Raw genomic sequence first — 25,256 nt, 5'->3', positions numbered from 1 at the left:
AGCTCTTCAGATGAACCTTCGCCTTGTAGATATTGTTTAGCTATAGAGCATTTTAATGCTCTGCTGTATTTGGACATAAAAAGACCCCCAATAATTGGTGTCCAACTATTGGGGGTCAGTTCAAATTGCTGGTTTTTTTTAATTCTCAAATGCACTTAAAATTAAAGTACTTTGATCGCTTCTGCTTGAGGACCTTTTTGGCCTTGCGCGATTTGGAATTCAACTTTTTGACCTTCGATAAGGGTCTTGAAGCCGTCTCCAGTGATTGCACTAAAGTGAGCAAAAACGTCTGGACCGTTTTCTTGCTGAATAAAACCAAAACCTTTTGTTTCGTTGAACCACTTAACGGTACCAGTCACAGTGTTTGACATTGTGTATTCCTGTATTACTTGTAAAATTCGATGCGTGTTCTTAATGAACTACTTTTAGCCTAAACAAAACATATTGCGATTTAATGACAAACGAAAGTGTATAACCAACGCACAACGTTAAACGGTAATAGTTTTTTTGAGCCGATAAACATCATAACGTAAAGTTGTGGCTTTTAAATCAAAATCTTGCACTTTTTCGCGAAAAATCAGTATTAACCATACAATTTGTAGTCATGTCTCATTTGTGGTTGCAACTTTTGTCGTATGTTTCATTAATAGTTGACTTATATCGACTTTATTCCATTTCACTGGCTGAATAATGTGCAAAAAAATAGTGCATCTAGTGCACTATTTTTGGTCATCTGCCGAATTATGACTCCGCCTGTTGTTCATCTAGATGGCGTTGATAGTAATCTTGTAATTCGTATCGTTCATCTTCCGAAAATTCACAGTAGCCAACTCGGCTTTCGCCTTCACTGATGCGAATGAATTTGCCTTCTTGCTCAACACAGTACATCGCCGCTGGGTCGGTAAGTGGCTCCCAGCTCTCTACAGTGTATTCCGTTTCCGTGGTGGTACATCCAACAGCAAGCACCGCCGCAAATACGGCAGTCATGTATGCTTTATTCATTACAATCTCCTAGAGCAAGTTGAATTTAACGTTACCAGTGTAATGAATGGTTGTACGCAAGTGCAATCACTTTGTTAGCGTGATAGTGTTGCCCGGTTAAAATTACCAGAGAAAACATCGTGAGACATCTACGTACAGCCACCCATCCTGATATTGAACATTTAGATCAATGTGTTATTAAACAGCGCACGGCGACGCGCGCCATCTGCATTGATGGTGAGTCTATTTTGCTGATGCACACGGAGCGATACGATGATTACACCTTGCCAGGGGGCGGCGTCGATGAAGGTGAAGATTTACTGAATGCTTTAGTCCGCGAGTTAGAAGAGGAGACAGGGGCGAACAATATTCGCAGAATCAAGCCATTTGGGCTCTACGAAGAATTTCGACCTTGGTATAAAGACGATGCGGATGTGATGCATATGATCTCTTACTGTTACTCCTGTCATGTTGACAAGGAACTGGGAGAGAATCGTTTAGAGGGCTATGAAAAAACAAATGGGATGGTGCCGAGATGGGTCAATATTCATGATGCCATCGCTCACAATCAAAATACGATCGCAAACAGCGCTAAAAAAGGTTTGAGCATAGAAAGAGAAACCTATTTATTAGAGCTAATTGCCAAAGAGTTGCTGTAAGGTTACCTAATTAGTGAAATAGAGACTGAATGTAATCGCTCTCTTCATCGGTGACCAACTCTTGCCGCTGTGATTGTGTTTTACGTTGGATTTCATTTTGAATTTGATTCATTTGCTCCAACGACAACATTGAAATCATTGATTTCAGTTCGTCAAACTGTTGTGTATTCATAATATTGACCGTTCTTATTGGTGACTAAGTGTACTATAGACACCCTAAATAAGACCTCTGTCACATAAATGTCATGGTTATGTCAATTAGCTGGCTAGAACGATTTTTTGACTTATTGCGCGTTAATCGCATCTTTAAACCGCTGTTGAGTCTCTGGGTCAGCCTTTTGATACCAAAAATGGAGCATTTCTTCTGCGGTTGTTGGTGTGCTTTGACTATGCTCTGAGGTTGTAGTTGTGATAACACCGGTCCATAAGGCAACCCCTTCACCTTGATTGTAAGTCTGTATTTCGGAGATAAAGTCACGACCAATTTGCATACCATGGTGGACCAACTTATCTTGTTTGGCCTCAATCACCTCTCCTTCGCTCGTCACCAATTGCCATTGTGGCTGGTCATTAAACGCTTCTGCTTGTCTGCTTGTGGTAAAACTAGGTACCTCAATACTGAGCTCAGTCTGAGCGCTACTAAATGTACCTATAACCGGTTGACTGGTAAATAGCTCTTTATCATTACCACGTGTAAAACTCTGCTTTACACGAAATACGAGTTGGTGCTGGCCATCAGCGAGTGTGGTGGCCGATGTTGAAGAAAAGAAGCCCCCATCAATGATTGGTTTTTCTTCATTGACCACAAGTAACTCCACATTAGATGGGATATTTATAACCACGTCTGCCATCGTCATGCTGCTCACAATCGAGAGGGCGAAGAGTGGAATGAGGGGTGATAGGCGCATGTGCATTTCCTAGGCTTCTGGTTCAGAGGGCGTTATGGGCGCCGTATTAATGGCAGAGGTCAAACTATACATTTCAGGGAGCATACGATAGATCAAGTGCATCTGCTGCAATATTAACGATACAGACAGGTTAGCTGGAAGCTCATCGTCAATGGGCAGAGTCGCTGGATACGTCCCACTAAAGCTCGTCAGAGGCAACTGATCGTTAATGTGCTGTGCGATCCTGTCTAAATGCATACGAATTGTCGCGTGTGCATCCAAAATGGCTTTGTGCAAAGATTCGTCATCGAGCCGCTGTCTGTGTGAACCCAATGTAGAAATATAGCTTAATAAAGCATGGTTCAAGGTCAATAAGCGAAAATAGTGCTCTTTAGACTGCTGGTACTTTTCAGGTTCCATCATCATGTTACTTATGGCGGTACTCAATTGAGCATCAGCAAAATGGGCTTCACGACGTGCGATTCGATAGGCTAACCCGTCTTCTTTTCCTAATCGATACTGTGCAATCGTTTGATCTAAATAGGCTTTATTAGACAAGAAAGCTTTAGCGGTGGTATTAGGTAAGCGCTTTGCTTGCCAGTCAGGAAGTATGAATATCACCGCTAATGTCGCTAAACTGCCGCCAATAAGGGTGTCGATCAGTCTGGGAAGGATAACCCCGTAGCCTTCTCCTAGTTGGGCAAAGCAAAACAGCACTAAAACCGTAATGAATGCTGTGGCGTATCCATAATTATTAAGCCTAAAGCTAAAAAACAGTACCGCACTGATGGTGATGACCATCATTTGACCTAGCTGGGTAGGAAGCAGTGTAAGCAACAGCCCACCCACCAATAGACCTGCTAATGTGCCAATTAAACGAGAGCGCAGTTTTTGTTTTGTCGCACTGAAGTTTGGTTGACACACAAACAACGTGGTGAGCAAAATCCAGTAACCATGAGAAATGGAGAATAGTTGAATGATGCCGTATCCGAGGGTCAACGCCAAACTCAAGCGAATGGCGTGCCGACACAGTGGCGAGCTTAGTGACAAGCTCTTCCAGACTCGCAGCATCATCGCTTTAATTGACGTGGGCTGATCGTCATCGAGCTGTTTGCTGCCCTCAAATTCGATCGCGTCAGGGTTGGATATGTTGCGCAGCTGCTGCTCTACAGAGCAGAGGTTTTTAAATAGAAAGTGCAACTGTGGCAATAATGAACGCTGGTCGTCAGTCGCGTGAGTATCGAGGTGCTCCAGTGAGTGCGTTAATTCGATCAGTGAATGAGATGGTTGGTATTGAAACGGCTTATTTTCGCTGACAGAGAGTGCTGCATGTTGGCACGCTGACGCTTGTTCTTCTAGCAGGTGTTGAAAACGAAACAATATGTCAGAACGGCCAAAGGCTTGTGCTAACTCTTGGTATCGATAATGCGTGGAGCTGACGCGCTCATGAATGTCTTGAGCAAGAAAATAAAGCCGTAAGAAACGGTCACTAGGGCCATCAACAACGCCCTTCTTAGAGCGGTGGATAAACAGTGCTTTGCACGTTTCTAAGTGGGCTACGGTTACTGCGTTTAGCTCGGCTTCTCTGAGTCGAAAAGGCTGAGGTACTAAAGTCTCTGACGCTTTAAATAGCTGGCTCTTGCTGTGTAAATAGGCCCCTAAACTGTCAAATACATCACTCACAGCTTGCTGGACAGGTTGCATTGGAAAAACACTGTTCCAGATCATCGAGAGTAAGTAGTACCAAAAAGCACCCGCCAGCAGCAAAAAAGTTTGGTCAGGGCCAACGCCAGTCGTGTCCATACCCAGCATGGTATAAATGGCAATAAGCAGCGAGCCAAAGGCGATACTGCTGTATCGAGGGCCAATCGCTCCTAGCATGACAAACCCAAAGGTACTGGTGAGCAAACCTATTGAGAAAAGGAGTGGGTAGGGGAATAAAATAGCTGTGGACCAGGACGCAAAAGCAAAACAGAGGAAGGTTAATAGGATCGCCCTAATACGCCCCCAAAAACTATCATCCGATTCCGCAAGTGCCGCAGCAATAATGCCTAGCGACAAAGGTGTAATAAGAGTGCTGTCTTGCAGGTAATATGAGACGCTCAGCGCGCCCAACATCGCCGCGGCGATGAGCAACGCATAATTAAGGGTATTCTTAGCCCACATAGGCTTTACTTTTGACTGAGAGTTCACGTAGTACAACAATTCGTTTTACAGAGGCTAAGAGTATGATATGTCGTCTCAATTTGTCCACTAGAGTCTGGTGTTTTGATTGATGTTAGGTGTACACTTTGGAAAGAATGACCATAATTAGGGCCTCGACAGGCAATGCAGATCCAAGCCACTCCTCTTGCGCAGTTTTTTATTCATAGTGAATTCGCCAGCGTTGCAGTAAAAGCCGATCAGTTTGAACTCGCGAGCAATACGCAGAGCGTGATACTGCCGTTTACCCATTTGTGCGGAAAAATTACCGTTAAACGGGGAGTTCGTTGGGCGCAATTGTCAATTCTTGGACTCGAAAGTGACGGTCGCCAAGAGGTGTGGACGATCTGTGGTTTAGATTGGAATGAAGCGCAGAAGTTTGCAGAAAAATCGACTCTTTGCTACGAAAAGTGGCACCGAATTCAATGTCGGAAATTAGGCTTGTACTTGCCTAAGTGGCATGACTCTCTTAATCAAATCATTAAGTTACCGGCTTACGTTAAGCAGAGCCGGCTAAATCACTGGCGAGAAATGATTGGTGAGGATCTCACCGAAATTGGTTATGGGATGAAAGAGGCGACTCAACGTATGCCAACAGGCGTATCGCCGCTGTTACCTTGGCAACAATCGGACGAATTACTTAATAAAAGAAACCAAAATTGGTTAGACATTGAGCTCGAAAATTGGCATGTGTTTTTCTCACAGATAGAACGTGCTCCGCTTAATCATTCACAACAGGTCGCGGTACTGATCGATGAAGACAATACTTTGGTATTGGCAGGCGCTGGGACAGGAAAAACCAGTGTAATCACCGCCAAAATCGCTTATTTACTGCAAAGCCATCAGTTACAAGCGGAAAATATGGTGGTGTTAGCCTTTGGCAATGAAGCGTCAAAAGAGATGCGCCGGCGTTTGGATTCCCGTATTGGCAGCTCGGCGATTAACGTAAGGGTTAATACCTTTCATAAATTGGCAATGCATATTGTCCATACCGTTGAAAACCAGGCCCCAAGCTTTTCGAGTATCGCTACTAATCTGAAACAAAAACAGGCTTGGTGCTCTCAATGGTTGAGAGAACATTGGGGTAATCCCGCTCACTTTCGACGTTGGCAAAAACACCTTTCTCAATGGCCCATTGCTTATTTGAGTGGTGACGAAGCGTTAATTGAACAAGTTGAAAACCCAAGACTTATTGCATGGTTAGAGCAACAAGTGAGTGGCTTAAGTGGTGAAAATCTAGATAAGAAAAGCATTCAGCAGCAGCTTATAGATCATACAGACTATTCGCGGCTTAACAGCGAGTTGCAGCTGTGCTGGCCTGCCTATGTAGCTTGGAAAAAATATCTGAACGCACAAGGCGAGTACGATTTTGATTCGATGATCATTAAGGCAACACAGTATCTTAATAAAGGTAAATTTAAAGGGGACTGGCAGTTTTTGGCTGTTGATGAGTTCCAAGATATCTCGCCAATGAGATTGGCGTTTTTGGAGTCTTTAAAACTTAATAATCCAGATATGTCATTGTTTGCGGTAGGAGATGATTGGCAATCGATCTATCGTTTTTCTGGCAGTGATATAGCGCTAACTACTCAGTTTTCAAATCGTTTCTATCCTGCGAAAATCCATCACTTGGATCGCAGTTATCGTTGCAACAGTCAAATTGCCGCTGTAGCAGAGCGCTTTATTGGCCAAAACCCATCTCAGTTGGCCAAATCGATTGTGGCTCAACGCTCTGCGGATGAGGCGTCAGTGACGGTGTTTTCTCAATCACACCTGTTTGCTCGACTTAAGAAGCTTGACGATAGCTTGACTCACACACATAGCGTGCTGGTATTAGGTCGAAACCACCGGCATCAACCCGCAGATGTTAAAGAATGGAGTTCTACCTTTCAGCATCTAGAGTTTCAGTTCATGACTTGTCATGCCAGTAAAGGGCAGGAGAGCGATTACGTTGTGGTTGTAGGGGTGAATAACAACGAGTTCCCGGCAAAGGAACGAACCTCTCACCTTGTCGAAGCGCTACGCGACCGAGATGAAGGGATAGAACACGCAGAAGAGCGTCGACTAATGTACACAGCAATGACCCGTGCAAAAGAGCATGTCTTTATCTGCTATGACGCCGCTGCGTCCACGTTTATTGATGAGTTAAGCGATTATGAAGGTGTGAATCTCGCCTAGGAACTAAAAAAGCAAATAAAAAACGGTACCCCAATTGGGTACCGTTTTTTATTGTCGGCTTTTGACCTGTAGAGTTAAATTCTGGCGTCTAAATAAGCTTGATAATCTGGGATCTCGATGTCGACTTCTTGCTCTATTAATGCAGACTCGAACAGAAATTTAGCGGTTGCTCGATTTGTTGCAACTGGAATGTTCCAAACACTGGCTATGCGCAATAGTGCTTTCACATCTGGGTCGTGAGGCACGGCATTGAGTGGATCCCAAAAAAACACCATCATGTCGATTTTGCCTTCCGAAATCAGCGCACCAAGCTGTTGATCGCCTCCCATAGGACCACTGATTAGGCTTTTAATCGCGAGACCGGTTTCCTTACTCAGAATGTGGCCAGTTGTACCGGTGGCATACAGAAAATGACTTTGCAGCTTGTGTTGGTTTTCTTTAACCCATCTGACGAGATCTTGTTTGCGGTTGTCGTGTGCTACAAGTGCGATGTGTTTGTGAGCGGGCATGGTGCGCACCGTCGTTTCCATGGATAGTTCCTCGTATTTAGATAATCTAGCCATGTTGCCACAGTGCAGGCAGTAAAAAAAAGCGAATCTGAACAAAGTTTTGAGCTATACACTGCAATTATTGGTCAGACTCGCGTTTTCAGTAAAGCTAGTACGATTCTGTATCCCATTTGCTTTCTGTTGCGTAAGGATCATCGAGAAGGGAGGTACCTAGATTGGCTTTGAGCTGCTCTATTTGTTGCTCAATGAGGTTCATTGAATGGTAGTCACCATCTGAACATGCTACATACATTTGCTGTTCTAAGTCGTCTATTCGGTCTTGAGTATCCATGTGAGTCCTCCTGCCAAGTTCGTTGACGGCTACAATGAATAGTCTTGTTAATTGTAGTCGATACCGCTTAAGAAGGATCACTGCGCCTAAACGAAAAAAGCCTGTGCGATAGCACAGGCTTGAAATCTAAGACTATTCTCTTTTAAGCAGTAATTGCTTCGGTATTACTTTGCTCTTGTTTCACCGGTTTTGTGACAAAAGTAAGTGCAACACACACGGCCATCATTGCCGCAGAAATGGTATAGGCTAGCGTATATCCAGTGCCTTGCGCCATAGAAATACCGACGACCATTGCACCGATTGCTCCACCGATACCCCAAGCTGTGTACAGCACACCATAGTTGGTACCGTAGTTTTTAAGGCCGTAGTATTCTGCTGTGATAGATGGGAATACAGCCAGAAGCGTGCCATAACCAAGTGCAGCAGCAGCTGTACCAATAATCATGCCCATTTCAGATGTGTAGGTTGCAAACATAATCATGTTGGCGCCTTGCAATGCAAACGCTAGGAAAAGTGTACGAACGCCACCTATTTTGTCTGAAAGAATGCCCGCAGCTACGCGGCCACCAGAGTTGAATATGGCAAGAATCGATGCCAAGTATACAGCGTCCGGGATATTGGCTTGCACACTCGCAATCGTTGTGATGTTACCGATAACCATTAGGCCAACAGCCGATGCAAGTGCATACATAATCCACAAGCTGTAAAACTGTGGCGTTTTAAGCATGGTTTTCCACTCGATGTCAGCCGCTGCAGCACCACTTTTTGCCGCTTTCAGGGCATTTTTAGGGGCTTCAGGCTTATAACCTTCTGGCGGGTTAGTGATGGTTGCTGCTAAAGGAACCGAGATCACCAGGATTCCCACACCTAAAATTAGGAAGCTTTGATTAATACCATACTGAGCGATCAACGCTGCAGTAAGAGGCGCTAAATAAACAGCAGCGAGACCAAAACCCGCAGCAATTAGACCGTTAACCAATCCTTTCTTGCTAGAGTGGAACCACTTCATTGCTGCAGGTGAAAGACAAGCATAACCGAATCCAATGCCTGCGCCAGCAATCACACCGAATGTGATGCTTAGACCCATTGGCGTTGTAGCGAAGCTAGACAAAATCATGCCTAGACCAGTTAGAACAGTACCAAGAATTAAGATTTTGCGAGGACCCATACGGTCTTGCAAGATACCGGCAACCAAAAGAGCGATAGAGAAAGTGATGGTTGCCACTGCGTATGGCTGAGACGCGTCGGCAGCGTTCCAACCATTAATGGTGACTAATGACTTATTGAATACACTCCATGCGTATAAGATCCCTAAACAGAGGTTTATACAAAAACCGGCGACGAGGATTTTTGTTGCTTTTTTAAAGTTGGTCATAGGTTGCTCTAATGGTGTGAATACTAAAAAAGTTGAACTTATCAACTCATTTTGAGCGCGCATTATAGCCAATAAAAATGAGAAGTGAATCACTATTTGTGTAGAAAAATTCATCAAATAGGATAAATTACTCAGCGGCTACCTTCGCTTAACATAATCACTACAAATGGGCGCTAGGTTAGCCAGTAAAACGTGTTTTATTGCTCTAAAAAGGGGCGTCAATTACAAAGCACTCATTTAATTGCAACAACATGTATACATTTAAACTAATCAACTATTTAACTCTTTGGTTGGTGAATTATTGTTGTCAAAATCTAGTAGAAGTTGATTAGTTTATCTACGATAATGCCGCCGAAGGGTGAATAATTCTTCAACTACCTTAATTCGTTGTAACTACTCAAAAGGCACACCATGAAATACGCAATCGTTGCGCTGTTGTCATCTTTGGGATTTTATCTGTCAATGGATCATATGACATCGTTTATTGCCGCATTGCTTATTGCTAGCATGTCGGTTTTAGCTTATTACGGCATTGCCGCTCGTGTGACTAAAATACCGCAGTTAGCGCTGTTTTTGCTCATTTGTGGCGCATTAGCCAAACTGACCGTTACGGTCGTAGGTGTTCTCATCGGCGTAAAAAGTGCCGTGATCTCATCGCCCCTTATCTTCTCTTACGCTTACTTGTTTTACTTGATTTCGATTACTTACTTATTATTTAGTCGAAAAGATCGTCAAGTTAACCAAATGATGTCTAACGCTGCGTAACCCTTCTTTCGTTTCTTTTTAAGCGGCGCTCTGTATGAGTCACTTTGAATAAAGTGGCTCATTTTTAATACTTCACAATCACATTGGAAAGTGTCTTAGTTCTGACGCATATTCACTCAGCATTGGCCTGTATGGTCTAAACAAGTCTTCAAAATAGGCAGGGATGAAAGTGAAGTATTTGGTGACAGGTGTTGCGGGGTTTATTGGCTCAGCAGTATGCCAAAAATTGTGTCAGTTGGGTCATGATGTTGTTGGCGTTGATAACCTCAACGACTATTACTCGCCTCAGTTAAAACTTGCGCGACTAGCGCACATAAAACACCCTAATTTTAGTTTTATCAAAGCGGACATTATGCGTCGCGATCTTATGGATAAACTCTTTGCAGAGCATACCTTTGATGTTGTGATTCACCTAGCGGCGCAGGCAGGGGTACGATATTCGATTGATAACCCTAAAGCCTATATCGACAGTAATTTAGTGGGCTACTTTAATATTGTCGATTGTTGTGCCATCCATGGGATTGGCCATTTGGTGTATGCGTCGAGTAGTTCTGTCTATGGATTGAATGACAAGATGCCGTTTACCACTAACGACAAAGTCGACAATCCAATATCTCTATACGCAGCAACCAAAAAATCAAACGAAATGATCGCGCACAGTTACTCTCACATACATCAACTGCCCGTCACGGGACTGCGCTTTTTTACTGTGTACGGTCCATGGGGAAGACCTGATATGGCCTTGTATAAGTTTACGACCGCGCTTTTCGATAATCAGCCTATTGATGTATACAACCATGGTGCACTTAGCCGTGACTTTACTTACATTGACGACATTGTCGAGGGTGTGATTCGAGTGTGTGATAAACCGCCTCAATCTGTACACGGCGAAGCGCCGTATAAACTGTTGAATATTGGCGCTGGTAAGCCAACTTCTTTAGAGGCCTTTATTGCCGCTATAGAACTCGCCACGGGTACCAAAGCCATTAGAAATAATCTTCCAATGCAACCTGGCGATGTAGAGGCAACGTGGGCAGATACCAAAGAACTCGAAGCCTACATCAACTACCAACCACAAGTTGGCGTTGAAGAGGGAGTAGGGAACTTTGTTCGATGGTTTAAGCAGTATCACCGCTAGCGGGTTTTTTCCCACGTACACGCAATAAAAATAGACACGCAATAAAAAAGGGCCTAATGGCCCTTTTTTGGGTTTAGTAAACGCTATTTATCTTTGGTCATCGAGAGTAACCATATCGATAGAGCCGCGACACCGGCAAAACCGCCTAGAATGATTACTGGCATTGCGCTGTAACCGAGTACGTGCCAAACAATGGATTCAAATTGACTCATGTTACCACCCCTCTACGCCATGCATATCTGGAAGTTTGTGTGCGATACCTTTATGACAGTCCACACAGGTCTTTTCGCCAGACGCGAGCGCAGTAGAGTGCTGCTTAGCACTGCGTGGCCCTTGTTCAGAAAAGTCCATAAACTCAAACTCGTGACAGTTACGACATTCCAACGAGTCGTTGTTTTTCAGTCTTGCCCATTCACGCTCCGCTAAGTGGCCGCGACGAGCTTTAAACTTCTCTTCGGTATCGATGGTACCCATGAAATGGAAGAACAGCTCTTTCGAGGCTTGAACTTTACGAACAATTTTATCTGACCACTCATGGGGTACGTGGCAATCGGAACAAATTGCGCGCACACCTGAGCGGTTTGAATAGTGAATGGTCTCTTGGATTTCAGCCACGATAGGTGCGTGACATCCAGAACAAAACTCTTCTGTATTGGTCGCTTCCATGCCGGTATTAAACGCGCCCCAGAAAAGCAAACCACCAGCAAAGCCCATAAATAGGACAATACCAACCGCTGCTTTACTTGGACTGATGAGGCGTTGCCAGAACGCCTTTAATAGTTTCATAACTAACCTCGGCGATTACTTAAGTGAGTCAACACGCTCAAAATCGTTCTCAATTAGCGGGTTAGCGCTTGCTTGAGGAACATGGCACTGCAAACAGAAGTAGCGACGAGGCGATACATCAGCCAGTACAGCATCTTGGCGATTTACATAGTGAGTCACACTCACTTTGGTTGCGCCCATCTCAGGAGCGTTCTTCCAGCTATGGCATGCTAGACATTTATTTGCATTAAGCGACACTTCATATCCACGAATATTGTGCGGAATAAGAGGCGGCTGGTAAACAAAATCGGCTTCTAGAACCTGATCTCTAGGGTACTTCTTAAAGTCGTCGGCAGGGCGTGTGTCTTCCAGTTCGCTTGCACCACGAAGCGAATTCACACCACCAATACCACCGGGGTTGTTCAGTTCTGCGTTTACAATACCTGCAACCAGCATAGTAAGCGAAATAACTGTTAATAAACGTTTTTTCATAATAACTCTCCGCCTATAGGCTCAAATAGTGGCCATGAACGTGGTTTGATAACCCACAACTAATCATGGCCTTACTGCTGTTGGCCTAAGCGACCTTAGTGATTTTAACCGGACACTTTTTAAAGTCTGTCTGTTTTGACAACGGGTCGGTTGCATCAAGAATCAGCTTGTTTATTAAAATGCGTGCGTCAAAGAAAGGAACAAAGACCAATCCCTGAGGTGGTCGATTTCGACCGCGAGTCTCTACACGCACTCTTACTTCACCGCGCTTGTTCGAAATCAGCACTTCGTCTCCGCGACGTAAGCCTTTCTCTTTTGCATCTGCTGGGTGGATATAACAGAGTGCATCAGGAACCGCTTTATAAAGCTCAGGTACACGACGCGTCATTGTGCCGGTATGCCAATGTTCAAGGACTCGGCCGGTACATAACCACATATCGTACTCGCTATCTGGCACTTCAGGTGGTGCTTCATACGGTGCTGAAATGATCAATGCCTTACCGTCTGGTTTACCATAGAAGTCCCAACCTGAGCCTGGCTTCGCGTATGGATCCGAGCCTTCTTTGAAACGCCATTTAGTTTCTTTACCGTCAACCACTGGCCAACGTAAACCGCGTACTTGGTGGTATACGTCGTAAGGCGCCAAGTCATGGCCATGGTCACGGCCAAAGCGGGCGTACTCTTCGAAGATACCCTTTTGAACGTAGTAGCCAAAGTGGTGAGCATCGTCATTAAGCTCTTTTGCTTCTTCAACTGGGAACTGGTTAATTTGGCCATTTTCAAACAGCATTTCGTACATGGTTTTACCACGATATTGTGGTGCCATAGCGAGCTGCTCTTCTGTCCAAACTTCTTCCATTTTGAAGCGCTTGGAAAACTCCATTACTTGCCACAAGTCTGATTTGGCTTCGCCAATGGTATCGACTTGTTGGTACCAAGCTTGGGTACGGCGCTCAGCATTACCGTAAGCGCCTTCTTTTTCAATCCACATTGCTGTTGGAAGAATCAAGTCAGCAGCTTGGGCTGTTGCAGTAGGATAAGGGTCTGAGCAGACAATGAAGTTGTCAGGGTTACGGTAACCAGGAAGACGTTCATTGTTGATGTTTGGACCCGCTTGCAGGTTGTTATTACACATTACCCAATACGCATTAAGTTTGCCGTCGTTTAGCATGCGATCTTGAAGAACTGCGTGATAGCCTGGTTTCGGTGGGATTACGCCGTCAGGGATCTGCCAAATGTCTTCAGCGATTTTTCGGTGTTTCGGGTTAGCAACTACCATATCAGCAGGCAGACGGTGAGCAAACGTACCTACTTCGCGAGCCGTACCACAGGCAGATGGCTGACCGGTCAAAGAGAACGGGCTATTGCCTGGGGTGGCGATCTTACCAGTCAATAGGTGAATGTTGTAAACTAGGCTATTCATCCATACACCGCGTGTATGTTGGTTCATACCCATGGTCCACAAAGACATGACTTTGGTGTTTGGATCGGCATATTGCTTCGCAAGCTCAATCAGCTTCTCGGTCGAGACACCTGAGATTTCAGAGGCTTTTTCTACCGTGTACGGCGCAACGGACTTTTTATACTCTTCAAAGTTGATTGGCGTCATGTTGCCCGAGTTCGGCTTCTCAGCTTCAACTTGCAATGGATCATCATCGCGCAAGCCGTAACCGATGTCTGTGTCTGCTTGAGTAAAGTTGGTATGCTTATTAACAAAGTCCCAGTTCACTGCATCATTTTCGATGATGTAGTTGGCGATAAAGTTAGCAATGGCCAAGTCAGACTGTGGTTCAAAAATGTATCCTTGGTCTGCCAATTCGAACGAACGATGATAATAGGTCGAAAGTACGTTTACTTTTACATGTGGGTGACTTAATCGGCGGTCAGTGATGCGCGTCCACAAAACGGGATGCATTTCTGCCATGTTCGAACCCCAAAGTACAAACGAATCAGCACTTTCGAAGTCGTCGTAACACCCCATTGGCTCATCAATACCAAAGCTTCGCATAAAGCCAACAACCGCAGATGCCATACAGTGACGTGCGTTAGGATCGATGTTATTTGAACGGAAACCCGCTTTCATCATTTTAGCGGCAGCGTAGCCTTCCATAACAGTCCATTGGCCAGAGCCAAACATACCGACACCAGAAGGTCCTTGCTTTTGAAGCGCGCCTTTCCATTTGTCGGCCATCACATCGAAGGCTTTGTCCCAAGAAACTGGTTGGAAATCACCATCTTTGTGGAATTCGCCATCTTTCATACGCAAAAGAGGTTGGGTTAAACGGTCTTCGCCATACATGATTTTTGACAGGAAGTAACCTTTAATACAGTTAAGACCTTTGTTTACTGGAGACTCTGGATCACCCTGAGTCGCGACTACTTTACCGTTTTGTGTCCCTACCAGAACGGAACAACCTGTACCACAAAAACGACAAGGCGCCTTATCCCATGTGATAGCAGTTTGATCTGAACTCGCAATAAGGTTTGTTGCCTGAGCGGGCAGGGCTATACCTGCTACCGCTGCTGCAGAAGCCGCAGCATTGGCTTTCACAAATTCACGTCGTGTTAATTTCATACGTCACCTTTTGCTTCAACTGAGAGGTCATTGATAGGCTTATCAAAGGTCTCGGTCTCTTTTTCGATATGATGGTAAACCAAGGCAACGTTTAACACGTGCTCAAGGTTAGAGATTTTGTCTATTGTTGTGGTTATGAACCCTTGGTTTTCTGTCGTCATCACCACGACTATCTTTCCATGTGGGTCATCGCCGTAAATTTCGCTGCCGGGCAGTGCTAAAATGGCCGCTTTCACGTCCTCTAGATGGGTGGGCTCAGCATGAACCACCAAGCTGGATATGTGGACTTCTTCCATGTACTACTACACCTGCTTTTGAAGAGTGCTCTTCGGGTTAAATATTTTGAATGTCGATGGTGTTTACGGTAATTGCCTTTGTTGGGCAACTTGCAACGCATCCGCCACAACCATTGCAAGCATCGAGCTCTATAGTGGGTTGCGCGACACTGCCCAATTGTGGTTTAAACTGAATGGCAAAGGGCTCACAAGACTCTTCACACACTCTGCAATCGACGCCTTGCTTTGCAAGGCATTGATTACTGATCGTAGCTATTTGCTCCCAAGGCTTAGTCGATTGAGGGCTAAATAGTTTTTCGGGACAGCTTTTTGCGCATTTATAGCAAAAGGTGCATTCTCCTTGGGCGAAATCGACAGCTGGAAAGCCACCATCACCTTTGGTAATTATGTTTGTTTCACACACTGACGCACATTCACCACAGCGAGTGCACTGTTGTGAGAACGCCTGTGGCTCTGAAAGCCAAGGTAAGTTCCCTGGTTTGACGTATTTGCGACGAAACAAACGACGTTTGTCAGTATCTACCAATTGAATACCGTGCTTATTGCCCAAAAAGGTGACGTAACGCTATGGTTTTTAAAAAAAACCGTAAAACACTTCTTATACTCATAGTTTAGTTATCGTACGGATGACTAAAATAGCTCAAAAGGGGTAAACTGGAATGTAACTTGATTCAGATCATGAATATGGGATGCGCTTAATCACATATTATTTGAATATTCAGTCTTTTAGTTAGAAAACCGCTGTTTTTTGATGCCCTAAGGAGGGCGTGTGCGACAACCTAAATCTTTGATTCGGTCATTTGTTCTGTGCTTATTAGCCATTGGGCTTTTGTCACTGTTTACAACAGTCTACTCATTATTGAGCTTAAACATGAGTATGCGAGACGGTGAGGCTATTAATGTCTCGGGCTCAATGCGTATGCAAAGTTATCGGTTGGCCTACGATATTCAATCCCAGGACGATCTTTTTGATCTTCATGTTAAGCAATTTGAATCGTCACTGTACTCTCCGTCAATGTCTGCACTGGATCACTGGGCTGCTCCGGAAGATATTCGCAATGATTATTTGAAGCTCATAGACCGATGGTTGATGTTAAAACGGGTGCTGCTCAGTGACCGTAATGATCAGTACTTGCATTCGGTTCAAGAGTTTGTCACACAAATCGATCAGTTGGTGAGTAAACTGCAAGTCTACTCGGAGAAAAAGCTGCAAAACTTAGCCCTTATTGGTGGATTTGGATTGGGGGGCATACTGGTTGTATCTCTGTACATATTGCTTATCGTTCGAAAACGAGTACTGGAACCGGTCAATGGTTTAATAGAGGCGAGTCAGTCTATCCAACGCCGCGAGTTTGATATACACCTCAAACCCAGTGGCAGCAAAGAGATGGACTATGTTGGACGTAGCTTTACGTTGATGTCCAAAGAGCTTGGACAGTTATACGATGATCTAGAATCCGCGGTAGCGCAAAAGACCAGCGAACTGCAACAAGCCAATGGGTCGTTAAATACACTCTACCGCACGACAAGTCTGTTGGCAGACCCGAGTCTCAATTACAGTCTTTTTCAAACGATGCTCGACGAGTTGGTTGCCCATTCATCGGTAGCGGGCGTAAAGGCGATTGTTATCGATGAGTCGGACGTAGATGTTTTGTTCGTGTCGGGGGCATCGACGGGAGCTATCACTACTCAGCGCAAACTCCAGTACAGCGATATAGAGCAAGGTCAGATTACGCTCTTTCTAAATGAAGAAGTCGATGAAAGTTTTATCGAAAGCTTTACTCAAATATATTCGCGAGCGATCTACTACAAAGCCACCAAGAAACAGCAGCAGCAGCTCCTTATTCACACCGAAAGGGCAACCATAGCCCGTGAACTGCATGACTCTTTAGCCCAAAATTTGTCCTATTTGAAGATTCAAACCGTATTACTAAAACGAGAGCTCAGCAGTCACCCTGTGGTGCTCGATTTGGACGAAGGTTTGCGCTCGTGTTATCAGCAGCTCCGTGAACTGCTGAAAACGTTTAGGTTGCCTGTCGGTGAGCTGAATTTTGCAGAAGCTTTAAAAACTACCGTTGAAGATCTACAAGGTCGAACGGATGCGAAAATAGAGTATAATAACCAACTGAATTCACTAAGATTAACCGCTGAACAGCATGTTCACGTTTTACAAATTGTGCGCGAAGCAACATTGAATGCTGCCAAACATGCTCGGGCTAACCACATCAGTATTGCTTGTATCGATCGTGGCAATGAAGTGTGTATCGAAGTGAACGACGATGGAAAAGGATTTGAAGTGGGGAAATCGCAAGATGGTCATTACGGATTGGCGATTTTACATGAGCGTACCGAGCAATTAGGCGGTACAATAAGCATTGAGTCGACTATAGGTCAGGGCAGCAGGATTCACATGTGCTTTGAACCACAGGCATAAGCAAAGAAAGGAACCAACGTTGGACGAGAATAACAAGACTGAAACCGAATCAACTTCCATTCGTGTGATGCTAGTAGATGATCACCCTCTCATGCGACGGGGCATTAGGCAACTGCTGGAAAGCGAAGATGATTTTGATGTCGTTTGCGAAGCAAGTAATGGCACCGATGCAATTGCCATAGCAAGTCAAAACGACATTGATTTGATTGTACTGGATCTCAACATGAAAGGTATGTCGGGGCTCGACACACTTAATGGGTTGAGGCAAGACGGTGTGGAAAGTTACATTGTTATTCTTACTGTTTCAGATAGCCCTGCAGATATTTCGGCTCTAATAAGGGCGGGCGCTGATGGCTACTTACTTAAAGACACCGAACCTGATGATTTGGTCAATAAACTAAGAAATGTAGGCAAGAATAACCCAGTCTATAGCAAAGAAATCCAAACCTTTATTGACAGCAATGGTCAGAAAAGCAATCCGTTTGATCATCTTACGCAGCGAGAAACTCAGATCCTCGAAAATGTTGCACTAGGTAAACGAAACCGTGAAATTGCTGACCAGCTATTCATTTCGGAGTCGACAGTGAAGGTTCATATGAAAAGCTTGTTGAAGAAACTCGATGTTCCTTCAAGAACGGCTGCAACAGTATTGTATTTCGACTATTACGGTCGTTCATAACGGTTCCTGATGGAGTGTTCACAGTGCGCTATTTGTAGGGGGCACATTGCGGATAATAAAATGGGAGGCTAGGCCTCCCATTTTAGTGCAAGCTGGATTTACAGCATTGCTTCAATCTTTGTTTCTAGTTTGCCTTGGTCTACGGCAAAGTTACGGATGCCTTCGGCAAGCTTCTCCACAGCCATTGGGTCAAGGTTATGCTCCCAAAGAAACTCTGCATGAGTAAGTTCAGCTGGCGCTTTCTCTGTGGCCCCAGTATCGACTAACTTAGTTGGTACATCACCGTTGGCATTTTCTAGCTCTTCTAAAAGTTGTGGGCTGATGGTGAGACGATCACAACCCGCTAGCTCTAAAATTTCGCCAGTATTACGGAATGATGCTCCCATTACAACGGTGTTATAGCCGTGTTGTTTGTAGTAATTGTAGATCTTGGTCACTGATAGTACGCCTGGATCTTCTGCAGCTTCAAAATCAACGCCTTGCTTCGCTTTGTACCAATCCATAATACGACCTACAAACGGCGAAATAAGGTAAACGCCCGCTTCAGCGCATGCTTTGGCCTGTGCAAAGGAGAATAGTAACGTTAGATTACAATTAATGCCTTCCGCTTCAAGCACTTTTGCCGCTTGGATGCCTTCCCAGGTCGATGCTAGCTTGATCAAGATGCGCTCTTTACCAATACCTTGTTCAGCGTACATTGCGATGATTTGACGCGCCTTTTTCACGCTGTTTTCGGTATCGTAAGACAGGCGTGCGTCGACTTCTGTAGAGATTCTACCAGGGACAATATTTAGGATTTCTTGGCCAATAATAACCGCTAGACGATCGCACGCTAGCTCAATTTGCTCTGCCTTGCCGCTGACATTTGCTTTTGCGTATTCTACAGCGCTGCTAACGAGTGAAGCGTACTCAGGCATTTCCGCGGCTTTTAAAATTAATGATGGATTAGTGGTCGCGTCTTGAGGTTGGTATTTTTTGATCGCTTCGATATCACCGGTATCTGCTACAACGGTAGTGACGTTTTTAAGTTGGTTCAATTTATTGCTCATTGCGCAATCCTTTTCCATTAAGGTAGTGCCCTGCGGTTTGACCCTGCAAGGGTTTAGCGTTTCAGTACGCCTGTGAATATACACACAAGATAGCGTTATTCGCTAAACGAAATCAATGACTTTTCAGCAATTCTCGTGATGTTGATCAACATAAAAAAAGTCAATTTATGGTTAATCGATTGCGCAAAGATTTGCGTAAGATTTTGCTACAAAAGTCAAAATATTTGATATCGCACAAAAGGTGACTTATGCGTCAGAAAGTTGTACTTCTTTGGCTTGAGAAGGCGTTTGGTGACGAATAGAAAACTCGTTGATTTCAGGCAACGCGAGTGGTTTGGCGACGAAATTTCCCTGGAATAGGTCACAACCACATTGGGTAAGGAGTCGCCAGTGACTGGCATTTTCAATGCCTTCGGCAACGATTAACTTATCTAAGTTCTTGCCAATCGCAACGATGTTTTTCACCATTTTATAGGCGTTATGATCGGATTCTACGTTTTGAATGAAGCTTCGGTCGATTTTAATTTCATCCATTGGCAAATCTTTGAGCATGCTGAGTGACGAGTAACCCGTACCAAAGTCATCCAATGATATTTTAACTCCCAGACTTTTTAGCTCGACAACGCGTTGTTTGGCTTGAACGATATCGTTAATGAGCAATGTTTCGGTGATCTCTAAAACCAGTTCGACATCGCTTTCTTTACACTTATTGATTAGCGGCACCACATCGGATACAAAGCAATCCATCATAAAATGACTTACTGAAATATTGACCGATAAACTGGCTTGTTTTAAGCAAGGGTTAAATTGCGATATTTCTGTGATCAACTGATTGAACAAGTAACGGCTAACCTCTGGCATCATGCCCGCTTTCTCTGCAATGGTGATGAAGAGCGATGGCGACACCACTCCGAGTTCATGGTCATGCCATCTAAGCAGTGCCTCAACGCCAGACAAACAGAGCTCGGCATTCACTTGCGGCTGATACTTAATTTTGAGGTCGTTATGCTCAAGGGCCTGGCGAAGTTTTTGCTCCACTCGAAACTTAAACTGAGACTCTCCACGTAAAGACTCGTTAAAAAATCGGTAGCTATTACGGGTTTTCTTAGCGAGATACATCGCTCTGTCAGCCGACTTCAACAGTTCAATGAGGTTGTTACCGTGGTCCGGATAAACAGAAACACCAATGCTGCAACCTAATACCACGTCTGAGCCAAAAATATTGAACGGTTTGCTTAACTCACTGTTGATTTTTTTCGCGAGCTCTTCCAAATAAGGTTGATTGGTTTGTGGTGATACAACAATAAACTCATCACCAGCTTCCCTTATTAAAATGTCGAATAAGCTGAGCACGCTTCGCACTCGTTCGCTTAACTCAGTAAGTACAATGTCTCCAGCTTCATGACCGTAACTATCGTTAATTTTCTTAAAATGATCGAGATCGACAAACAAAAGGCTAAACCGTTTGTGATGTTGGGTCCAAGCATCAAAGTTGTCTCGCAAATATTTACGATTAGGTAAGCCTGTTAGAGAGTCTTGATTGGCCAACTTGATGAGGGAGGCTTCATTTTCTTGTTGCGTTCGCGAGGTATAGCGAAACAGTATGAACAACACAGTATGAAGAGAGACAAATACCACGAAGTAGGGGAACAGTGTTGTGGTTAACTGATACTGTAATTGTGGCCAATCAACATAAGACACATACCAGTGATCGAAGCGAGGATCATAAGAAAGTGCAACCTGCAGGTGCTCTTTATTACCTTCATGTTCGAACATGTACTTTTGGGTGTTTTGCTTAACGGTACTGGGATCGACGTTGTAGACGTCGTATAAATTATCAACAACAGTTTTAAAATAGGAGCTTGGGATAGGCCTTTGGAAAAACTCATCAGCCAATGTTTTGTCATTTAGACTGTTGTATTCTGAGTTGTACTGCCAATAACCATCCGAGCGAGCAATTCCGATTAGCTGAGAACTATTAGAAAAGTCATGTTGAAACAGCTGTGAATCCTTGGCTCGAATTCCTGCTGACATAACACCTATTATGTTGCCACTATCATCTTTGATGGCTTTTCTTACAGGGATCACCAAATCGTCGAGTTCGGCGATAAAATAGGTTCTGCCTAAAATGACTTTGTCGCTGTTTAGCGTGCGCTCAAATGTTTCTTTTGTTACTGGATTTTCCAAAAAGTTGAAGGTGTCCTCACTGCTCAAATCACCGTCATACATGTTAGACGTTGCCATAGCAACGGTACCGTCTGGCTTGATAAATGCAAACGCATAAACAGCTGGGTTGGAATCAAGCAATGAATCCAACTTTTTAGTGGTTTTTAGGATGCTTTCGTCTGTTACTGGTAGATGTTCGCTCAATTGGTTGCCCAATAGAGTTAACACTATGTCTTGAGACTCCAATAGGCCTTGCACACCGCTAGAAAAAAGTTCGATAGCAGCAGCTTGCTCAATCTTCTTTTTATCGACGATAGTGTCCCACGTGCTCATACTGATAAAGTAAAGCACGCACAAACTTATAGCCCATATCAAAGAGTAGAGAGCCCAAAGGCGCTTAACAATGGCGTTCATACCTAAACCAGTCAGTATCCTATATCAACACTACTACGACGAATTAACTAGCACTGTAGTGGATTACACGGTAAAAATCTACCGAGCCTACTACAATAAAGTTGCTCCAAATGGTTGAATTGTTACAGTTTCTTCCTTTGTCACACTTCCACGATCTTGTTCAAGGATGACATAGCAGTTCGCGATGCTCATCGACATAAAAGCACCGGAACTTTGGTTGGCGCAGCTCTCAACCACCACTTCGCCATTGTCGACCCGATAAATGCCGCGTTGATAGTCGGTACGACCAGGACGCTTCTTGAAAGCGCTTAAGCTTTTAGCATTAAGCGTGACATCGGGTTTCCACTCGCTATGGCCAGACATTTTTGCCAAAAAGGGTTCGACAAGGACATGAGCGGTAATGGCTGCGGAAACAGGGTTTCCGGGCAATCCACAGAAAAACGCATTTGGCAGTTGGCCAAAAGCAAAAGGTTTACCTGGTTTTATTGCGATCTTCCAAAATCCGATTTCACCCATTTCCTCTAATATATCTTTAGTGTAGTCAGCTTCGCCAACGCTTACACCTCCGGAAGTAATGACGATATCGGCGCACTGCTGGGCTTTGTCGAAGGTCTCTTTAATGGCGGTTTTGTCGTCTACAATAATGCCTAGATCGATGACTTCAGCACCAAACTTCTCAAACATTGGGATTAAGCCGTATCGATTGCTGTCGTATATTTCGCCAGCTTTGAGGGGCTCATCAAGTGATTTTATTTCATCGCCCGTCGAGAAAATCGCCACTTTCACTTTTTGGAACACAGATACAGTTGCGATCCCTAACGATGCAAGAATAGGTAGATCGCGCAGGGTAAGCTTATGGCCTGAGTTAAACACCGTGCTGCCAATAGCAATATCATTACCTTTTAGGCGAATATTTTGACCACGCTTGATGGCTTTGCTATCAAATGAAACAAGGCCTTGTTCTGTGGTGGTGACATCTTCTTGCATGACGACCGCGTCACAACCAGCTGGGATTTGTGCTCCCGTCATGATTCGAATGCAGGTCCCTGTTTCCCAGTGACCAGTAAAAGGGTGGCCGGCAAATGACTGACCTGCCAATGGCAGGTTAGATTGAGAGTCAAAGTCACTGGTTCTTACCGCGTACCCATCCATTGCAGAGTTATCAAATGGAGGGACATTAAGAGGTGACTGCACTGGAGTGGATAATATACGTCCTACAGCGTTTGAAATATCAAGTGACTCGACATCTGGTAATGTTTTCGTCGTTAATAACATTTGATCAATCGCGTCTGAAATTGGCATTAAACCAGGAGCATCACAACAACCCACAGTGCATTCCTTTTTGTGTACATATTAGTGCCACGACTTTAACACAATGCAGCCGTTTTGAAGGTGTATTTATTGCGATTTTGTCGGTATCCTTTGAGCATGCAATTTATGGAAAGAAAGTATGCTGGATAAAAACGTTCAAACATTGTCCGATTCCGCGCTGATGGTCAAAAACGCATTGGAAACAAGAGGTTTAGAAACCCCAATGGTGCCTAATGAGTTTTCTCGAGACGTTAAGAAAGAGAAAATTGAGTATCACATGCGCGAAATTCTTACTCTGCTAGAGTTGGATCTTACTGATGACAGCCTTGTCGAAACGCCAAAGCGCATCGCTAAAATGTATGTGGAAGAGATTTTTTCGGGGTTGGATTATCAACAGTTCCCTAAGATCACGGTCATTGAGAATAAAATGCAAGTCAGTGAGATGGTGAAAGTAAAAGATATCACCGTTACCAGTACTTGCGAGCATCACCTAGTGACGATCGATGGGAAATGCACAGTGGCGTACATTCCTCGAAGCAAAATTATTGGCTTATCGAAAATTAATCGAATTGTTCGATTTTTTGCACAGAGACCTCAAGTGCAAGAGCGTATGACACAGCAAATATTGGTCGCGTTACAAACGTTGCTCGAATCGGATGACGTGGCCGTGACTATGTCGGCCACGCACTATTGCGTGAAGTCTCGCGGGGTGATGGATGCTACCAGTGAAACAACCACCACCGCGTTAGGCGGACTGTTTAAATCGAATGCTTCAACACGAGCGGAATTTCTGCACGGTATAAGCTAACGGTCTAATGCCCATTAGGAGGAGTAGACGACTTTTGTACTGCTTTTGCTCCTCCATAAGCAAACCACTGTGGCCAATACAAACCTAGATACCCCACCGATACCCAAATAACTAATGCAGTAGCGACAAGAATTTCAAAGAACCCAAAATAGTGTAGCCAATGCCAATGAGGATGCTCAACGGCAAACCAGCTCGTTAGACGTTGCATTGCGATGGCACTGATCACGGACGGAAAAGTGATGGTGGCGATAGAGGGTTGAAATTTGAGTCTAACCAACTTGAGGTAACACAAATAAATCAGCAACGTCATTGTAATGGCGATGCCAGCCAACGCACCTGCAAGGATAGGATCCGGGTTATCGAATGTAACCAAATAGGCTGCTAGCGATAAATTTACTGGGGCAGCCATAATGGCCAGTGTTGGACGAGCACGTCTAGGAAGCATGCCAAAGAAGACCAATCGATATAGCACCAAAGGCAGCATCAAAAAATAGATTGCGATGCAGACCATGGCCATGCTTTGCGAAAAAGCCTCATGGCCTAACCTCGAGCCCGCTAAGGTACTGGAAATCACACCAACAGGGTAAAGGAACCAACTTGGTACAATGTTGGACATTTTGAAGTTCGATAACTGAAAACCAAAAAAAAGCGTCAACATGGTCAGATGTAGCGTCAGTGCGCAGAGCCATAGAACATGGGCAAATTGTGGTAATACTTCGGATAGATAATCACACAACACCAGTAACGTCATGCTCATTGGCGCCATCAAACTTCCTGAAAGAGGATGTTGAATGTCGGTTAGGAACAATGAAGGGTTTAATAGGTATTTTAGTAGTACCGGTATGACTAAAAGCGTACCGCATAATATTAGGTAGGGTTGGATAACCAGCCCAAATTCAGGCGCGTACAGCGCCCAAGCTTGTGCAAGTCCTACCATACCTAAAGACAAAGATGCCTGAGAGGGTGGAATGTGATGAAAGCGATGAAATCGTTTGCTGGACACCAATAACCTTTATTTATAGCGAATAGAGTAAGAATGAGTGTTGAAAAGCTTGTTTTTAACAATCTTTTAGGCGTCTAGTCTATCAGAACGACAGGCAAAATACTTATCGAAATTCGATGCTGTAAATTTTAGTCTAAAAACTTGCAATATTACGATTTTGTACCAGACTGAATATGTAAGGTGAAGACAACAAGGAGGACGACACCTTACCTACAATTAGGACTGTTTAATTAATTACA

25 protein-coding genes are annotated in these 25,256 nt (G+C 44.2%); 7 read left to right on the top strand and 18 right to left on the bottom strand.

Features of this window, described 5'->3' with window-relative positions; translation table 11 throughout:
• Positions 1–161 precede the first annotated feature (161 nt).
• Together JQC93_RS05000 and JQC93_RS04995 are read right to left on the bottom strand one after the other, a co-directional pair.
• The gene (locus JQC93_RS05000; protein ID WP_084883283.1) at positions 162–371 is read right to left on the bottom strand and encodes a cold-shock protein; all 210 of its coding nucleotides are present in this window, start codon (positions 369–371) and stop codon (positions 162–164) included.
• A gap of 370 nt (positions 372–741) precedes the next feature.
• Positions 742–1,002, bottom strand: coding sequence for a DUF333 domain-containing protein (locus JQC93_RS04995; protein ID WP_205157335.1), 261 nt, complete (start codon positions 1,000–1,002; stop codon positions 742–744).
• A 119-nt stretch (positions 1,003–1,121) separates the two neighbouring features.
• On the opposite strand from JQC93_RS04995, the gene JQC93_RS04990 reads away from it, so the two are divergent.
• Complete coding sequence (locus tag JQC93_RS04990; RefSeq protein ID WP_205157334.1) at positions 1,122–1,640, top strand: NUDIX hydrolase; 519 nt, start codon at positions 1,122–1,124, stop codon at positions 1,638–1,640.
• A gap of 10 nt (positions 1,641–1,650) precedes the next feature.
• On the opposite strand, the gene JQC93_RS04985 is transcribed toward JQC93_RS04990, so the two are convergent.
• The 3 genes from JQC93_RS04985 to yccS form a co-directional block, all read right to left on the bottom strand.
• Positions 1,651–1,812 (bottom strand): hypothetical protein, encoded by a 162-nt coding sequence (locus JQC93_RS04985; protein ID WP_205157333.1) that lies wholly within the window; start codon positions 1,810–1,812, stop codon positions 1,651–1,653.
• Positions 1,813–1,924: 112 nt separating this feature from the next.
• A complete protein-coding gene (locus tag JQC93_RS04980) occupies positions 1,925–2,548 on the bottom strand; it encodes a DUF2057 family protein (RefSeq protein WP_205157332.1) in 624 nt (207 codons plus the stop codon).
• Between the two features lie 9 nt (positions 2,549–2,557).
• Complete coding sequence (gene yccS / locus JQC93_RS04975; protein WP_205157331.1) at positions 2,558–4,720, bottom strand: YccS family putative transporter; 2,163 nt, start codon at positions 4,718–4,720, stop codon at positions 2,558–2,560.
• 135 nt (positions 4,721–4,855) lie between these two features.
• Between yccS and helD the strand changes: the two genes are divergently transcribed.
• Positions 4,856–6,907 carry a DNA helicase IV gene (helD, locus tag JQC93_RS04970; RefSeq protein WP_205157330.1) on the top strand — a complete coding sequence of 684 codons (2,052 nt, stop codon included), beginning with the start codon at positions 4,856–4,858 and terminating at the stop codon, positions 6,905–6,907.
• 74 nt (positions 6,908–6,981) lie between these two features.
• On the opposite strand, the gene JQC93_RS04965 is transcribed toward helD, so the two are convergent.
• The 3 genes from JQC93_RS04965 to JQC93_RS04955 all read right to left on the bottom strand — a co-directional run bounded on the left by JQC93_RS04965 (position 6,982) and on the right by JQC93_RS04955 (position 9,122).
• Positions 6,982–7,437: a methylglyoxal synthase gene (locus JQC93_RS04965; protein ID WP_205157329.1), complete on the bottom strand. Its 456-nt coding sequence runs from the start codon at positions 7,435–7,437 to the stop codon at positions 6,982–6,984.
• A gap of 127 nt (positions 7,438–7,564) precedes the next feature.
• Complete coding sequence (locus tag JQC93_RS04960) at positions 7,565–7,747, bottom strand: hypothetical protein (protein WP_205157328.1); 183 nt, start codon at positions 7,745–7,747, stop codon at positions 7,565–7,567.
• Positions 7,748–7,889: 142 nt separating this feature from the next.
• Positions 7,890–9,122 (bottom strand): L-lactate MFS transporter, encoded by a 1,233-nt coding sequence (locus JQC93_RS04955; protein ID WP_205157327.1) that lies wholly within the window; start codon positions 9,120–9,122, stop codon positions 7,890–7,892.
• A gap of 411 nt (positions 9,123–9,533) precedes the next feature.
• On the opposite strand from JQC93_RS04955, the gene JQC93_RS04950 reads away from it, so the two are divergent.
• Positions 9,534–9,887: an NADH:ubiquinone oxidoreductase gene (locus JQC93_RS04950; protein WP_205157326.1), complete on the top strand. Its 354-nt coding sequence runs from the start codon at positions 9,534–9,536 to the stop codon at positions 9,885–9,887.
• Between the two features lie 169 nt (positions 9,888–10,056).
• Positions 10,057–11,025, top strand: a complete 969-nt coding sequence (locus JQC93_RS04945; RefSeq protein WP_328833250.1) for an NAD-dependent epimerase/dehydratase family protein — start codon at positions 10,057–10,059, stop codon at positions 11,023–11,025.
• Between the two features lie 83 nt (positions 11,026–11,108).
• Here JQC93_RS04945 and JQC93_RS04940 read toward each other — a convergent pair whose 3' ends face one another.
• The 6 genes from JQC93_RS04940 to napF form a co-directional block, all read right to left on the bottom strand.
• Positions 11,109–11,237, bottom strand: a complete 129-nt coding sequence (locus tag JQC93_RS04940; RefSeq protein WP_205157324.1) for a TIGR02808 family protein — start codon at positions 11,235–11,237, stop codon at positions 11,109–11,111.
• Position 11,238: 1 nt separating this feature from the next.
• Positions 11,239–11,811: a NapC/NirT family cytochrome c gene (locus JQC93_RS04935; protein ID WP_205157323.1), complete on the bottom strand. Its 573-nt coding sequence runs from the start codon at positions 11,809–11,811 to the stop codon at positions 11,239–11,241.
• A 15-nt stretch (positions 11,812–11,826) separates the two neighbouring features.
• The gene (locus JQC93_RS04930; RefSeq protein WP_205157322.1) at positions 11,827–12,282 is read right to left on the bottom strand and encodes a nitrate reductase cytochrome c-type subunit; all 456 of its coding nucleotides are present in this window, start codon (positions 12,280–12,282) and stop codon (positions 11,827–11,829) included.
• Between the two features lie 85 nt (positions 12,283–12,367).
• Entirely contained in the window at positions 12,368–14,857 is a 2,490-nt protein-coding gene (napA, locus tag JQC93_RS04925) for a periplasmic nitrate reductase subunit alpha (RefSeq protein ID WP_205157321.1), read from the bottom strand.
• Entirely contained in the window at positions 14,854–15,153 is a 300-nt protein-coding gene (locus JQC93_RS04920) for a chaperone NapD (RefSeq protein ID WP_205157320.1), read from the bottom strand. Before JQC93_RS04920 ends, napA begins: the two co-directional genes overlap by 4 nt.
• A 37-nt stretch (positions 15,154–15,190) precedes the next feature.
• Positions 15,191–15,679, bottom strand: coding sequence for a ferredoxin-type protein NapF (gene napF, locus JQC93_RS04915; RefSeq protein WP_205157397.1), 489 nt, complete (start codon positions 15,677–15,679; stop codon positions 15,191–15,193).
• Between the two features lie 243 nt (positions 15,680–15,922).
• Here napF and narQ point away from each other — a divergent pair, with 243 nt between their 5' ends.
• Together narQ and JQC93_RS04905 are read left to right on the top strand one after the other, a co-directional pair.
• A complete protein-coding gene (narQ, locus tag JQC93_RS04910) occupies positions 15,923–17,587 on the top strand; it encodes a nitrate/nitrite two-component system sensor histidine kinase NarQ (RefSeq protein ID WP_205157319.1) in 1,665 nt (554 codons plus the stop codon).
• A gap of 67 nt (positions 17,588–17,654) precedes the next feature.
• Complete coding sequence (locus JQC93_RS04905; protein WP_205157396.1) at positions 17,655–18,266, top strand: response regulator; 612 nt, start codon at positions 17,655–17,657, stop codon at positions 18,264–18,266.
• A 98-nt stretch (positions 18,267–18,364) separates the two neighbouring features.
• On the opposite strand, the gene tal is transcribed toward JQC93_RS04905, so the two are convergent.
• The 3 genes from tal to moeA form a co-directional block, all read right to left on the bottom strand.
• Positions 18,365–19,315 (bottom strand): transaldolase, encoded by a 951-nt coding sequence (gene tal, locus JQC93_RS04900; RefSeq protein WP_205157318.1) that lies wholly within the window; start codon positions 19,313–19,315, stop codon positions 18,365–18,367.
• Positions 19,316–19,561: 246 nt separating this feature from the next.
• Positions 19,562–21,814: a bifunctional diguanylate cyclase/phosphodiesterase gene (locus JQC93_RS04895; RefSeq protein WP_205157317.1), complete on the bottom strand. Its 2,253-nt coding sequence runs from the start codon at positions 21,812–21,814 to the stop codon at positions 19,562–19,564.
• Between the two features lie 171 nt (positions 21,815–21,985).
• Complete coding sequence (gene moeA / locus JQC93_RS04890; RefSeq protein ID WP_205157316.1) at positions 21,986–23,224, bottom strand: molybdopterin molybdotransferase MoeA; 1,239 nt, start codon at positions 23,222–23,224, stop codon at positions 21,986–21,988.
• Positions 23,225–23,345: 121 nt separating this feature from the next.
• On the opposite strand from moeA, the gene folE reads away from it, so the two are divergent.
• Entirely contained in the window at positions 23,346–24,014 is a 669-nt protein-coding gene (gene folE, locus JQC93_RS04885) for a GTP cyclohydrolase I FolE (protein WP_205157315.1), read from the top strand.
• A gap of 4 nt (positions 24,015–24,018) precedes the next feature.
• Here folE and JQC93_RS04880 read toward each other — a convergent pair whose 3' ends face one another.
• Complete coding sequence (locus JQC93_RS04880; RefSeq protein WP_205157314.1) at positions 24,019–25,017, bottom strand: TDT family transporter; 999 nt, start codon at positions 25,015–25,017, stop codon at positions 24,019–24,021.
• Positions 25,018–25,256: the final 239 nt, after the last annotated feature.

Origin of the sequence: Vibrio ulleungensis (assembly GCF_016900875.1) — a bacterium.
Lineage (GTDB): Bacteria > Pseudomonadota > Gammaproteobacteria > Enterobacterales > Vibrionaceae > Vibrio > Vibrio ulleungensis.
This window is presented reverse-complemented; position numbering and strand designations above follow the sequence as displayed.

Excerpts from the sequence above, each read along its gene's own strand:
- JQC93_RS05000 (WP_084883283.1), bottom strand. The coding sequence starts at position 371 with ATGTCAAACACTGTGACTGGTACCGTTAAGTGGTTCAACGAAACAAAA.
- JQC93_RS04995 (WP_205157335.1), bottom strand. The coding sequence starts at position 1,002 with ATGAATAAAGCATACATGACTGCCGTATTTGCGGCGGTGCTTGCTGTT.
- JQC93_RS04985 (WP_205157333.1), bottom strand. The coding sequence starts at position 1,812 with ATGAATACACAACAGTTTGACGAACTGAAATCAATGATTTCAATGTTG.
- JQC93_RS04980 (WP_205157332.1), bottom strand. The coding sequence starts at position 2,548 with ATGCGCCTATCACCCCTCATTCCACTCTTCGCCCTCTCGATTGTGAGC.
- helD (WP_205157330.1), top strand. The coding sequence starts at position 4,856 with ATGCAGATCCAAGCCACTCCTCTTGCGCAGTTTTTTATTCATAGTGAA.
- JQC93_RS04965 (WP_205157329.1), bottom strand. The coding sequence starts at position 7,437 with ATGGAAACGACGGTGCGCACCATGCCCGCTCACAAACACATCGCACTT.
- JQC93_RS04960 (WP_205157328.1), bottom strand. The coding sequence starts at position 7,747 with ATGGATACTCAAGACCGAATAGACGACTTAGAACAGCAAATGTATGTA.
- JQC93_RS04955 (WP_205157327.1), bottom strand. The coding sequence starts at position 9,122 with ATGACCAACTTTAAAAAAGCAACAAAAATCCTCGTCGCCGGTTTTTGT.
- JQC93_RS04950 (WP_205157326.1), top strand. The coding sequence starts at position 9,534 with ATGAAATACGCAATCGTTGCGCTGTTGTCATCTTTGGGATTTTATCTG.
- JQC93_RS04940 (WP_205157324.1), bottom strand. The coding sequence starts at position 11,237 with ATGAGTCAATTTGAATCCATTGTTTGGCACGTACTCGGTTACAGCGCA.
- JQC93_RS04935 (WP_205157323.1), bottom strand. The coding sequence starts at position 11,811 with ATGAAACTATTAAAGGCGTTCTGGCAACGCCTCATCAGTCCAAGTAAA.
- JQC93_RS04930 (WP_205157322.1), bottom strand. The coding sequence starts at position 12,282 with ATGAAAAAACGTTTATTAACAGTTATTTCGCTTACTATGCTGGTTGCA.
- napA (WP_205157321.1), bottom strand. The coding sequence starts at position 14,857 with ATGAAATTAACACGACGTGAATTTGTGAAAGCCAATGCTGCGGCTTCT.
- JQC93_RS04920 (WP_205157320.1), bottom strand. The coding sequence starts at position 15,153 with ATGGAAGAAGTCCACATATCCAGCTTGGTGGTTCATGCTGAGCCCACC.
- JQC93_RS04905 (WP_205157396.1), top strand. The coding sequence starts at position 17,655 with ATGCTAGTAGATGATCACCCTCTCATGCGACGGGGCATTAGGCAACTG.
- tal (WP_205157318.1), bottom strand. The coding sequence starts at position 19,315 with ATGAGCAATAAATTGAACCAACTTAAAAACGTCACTACCGTTGTAGCA.
- JQC93_RS04895 (WP_205157317.1), bottom strand. The coding sequence starts at position 21,814 with ATGAGCACGTGGGACACTATCGTCGATAAAAAGAAGATTGAGCAAGCT.
- folE (WP_205157315.1), top strand. The coding sequence starts at position 23,346 with ATGCTGGATAAAAACGTTCAAACATTGTCCGATTCCGCGCTGATGGTC.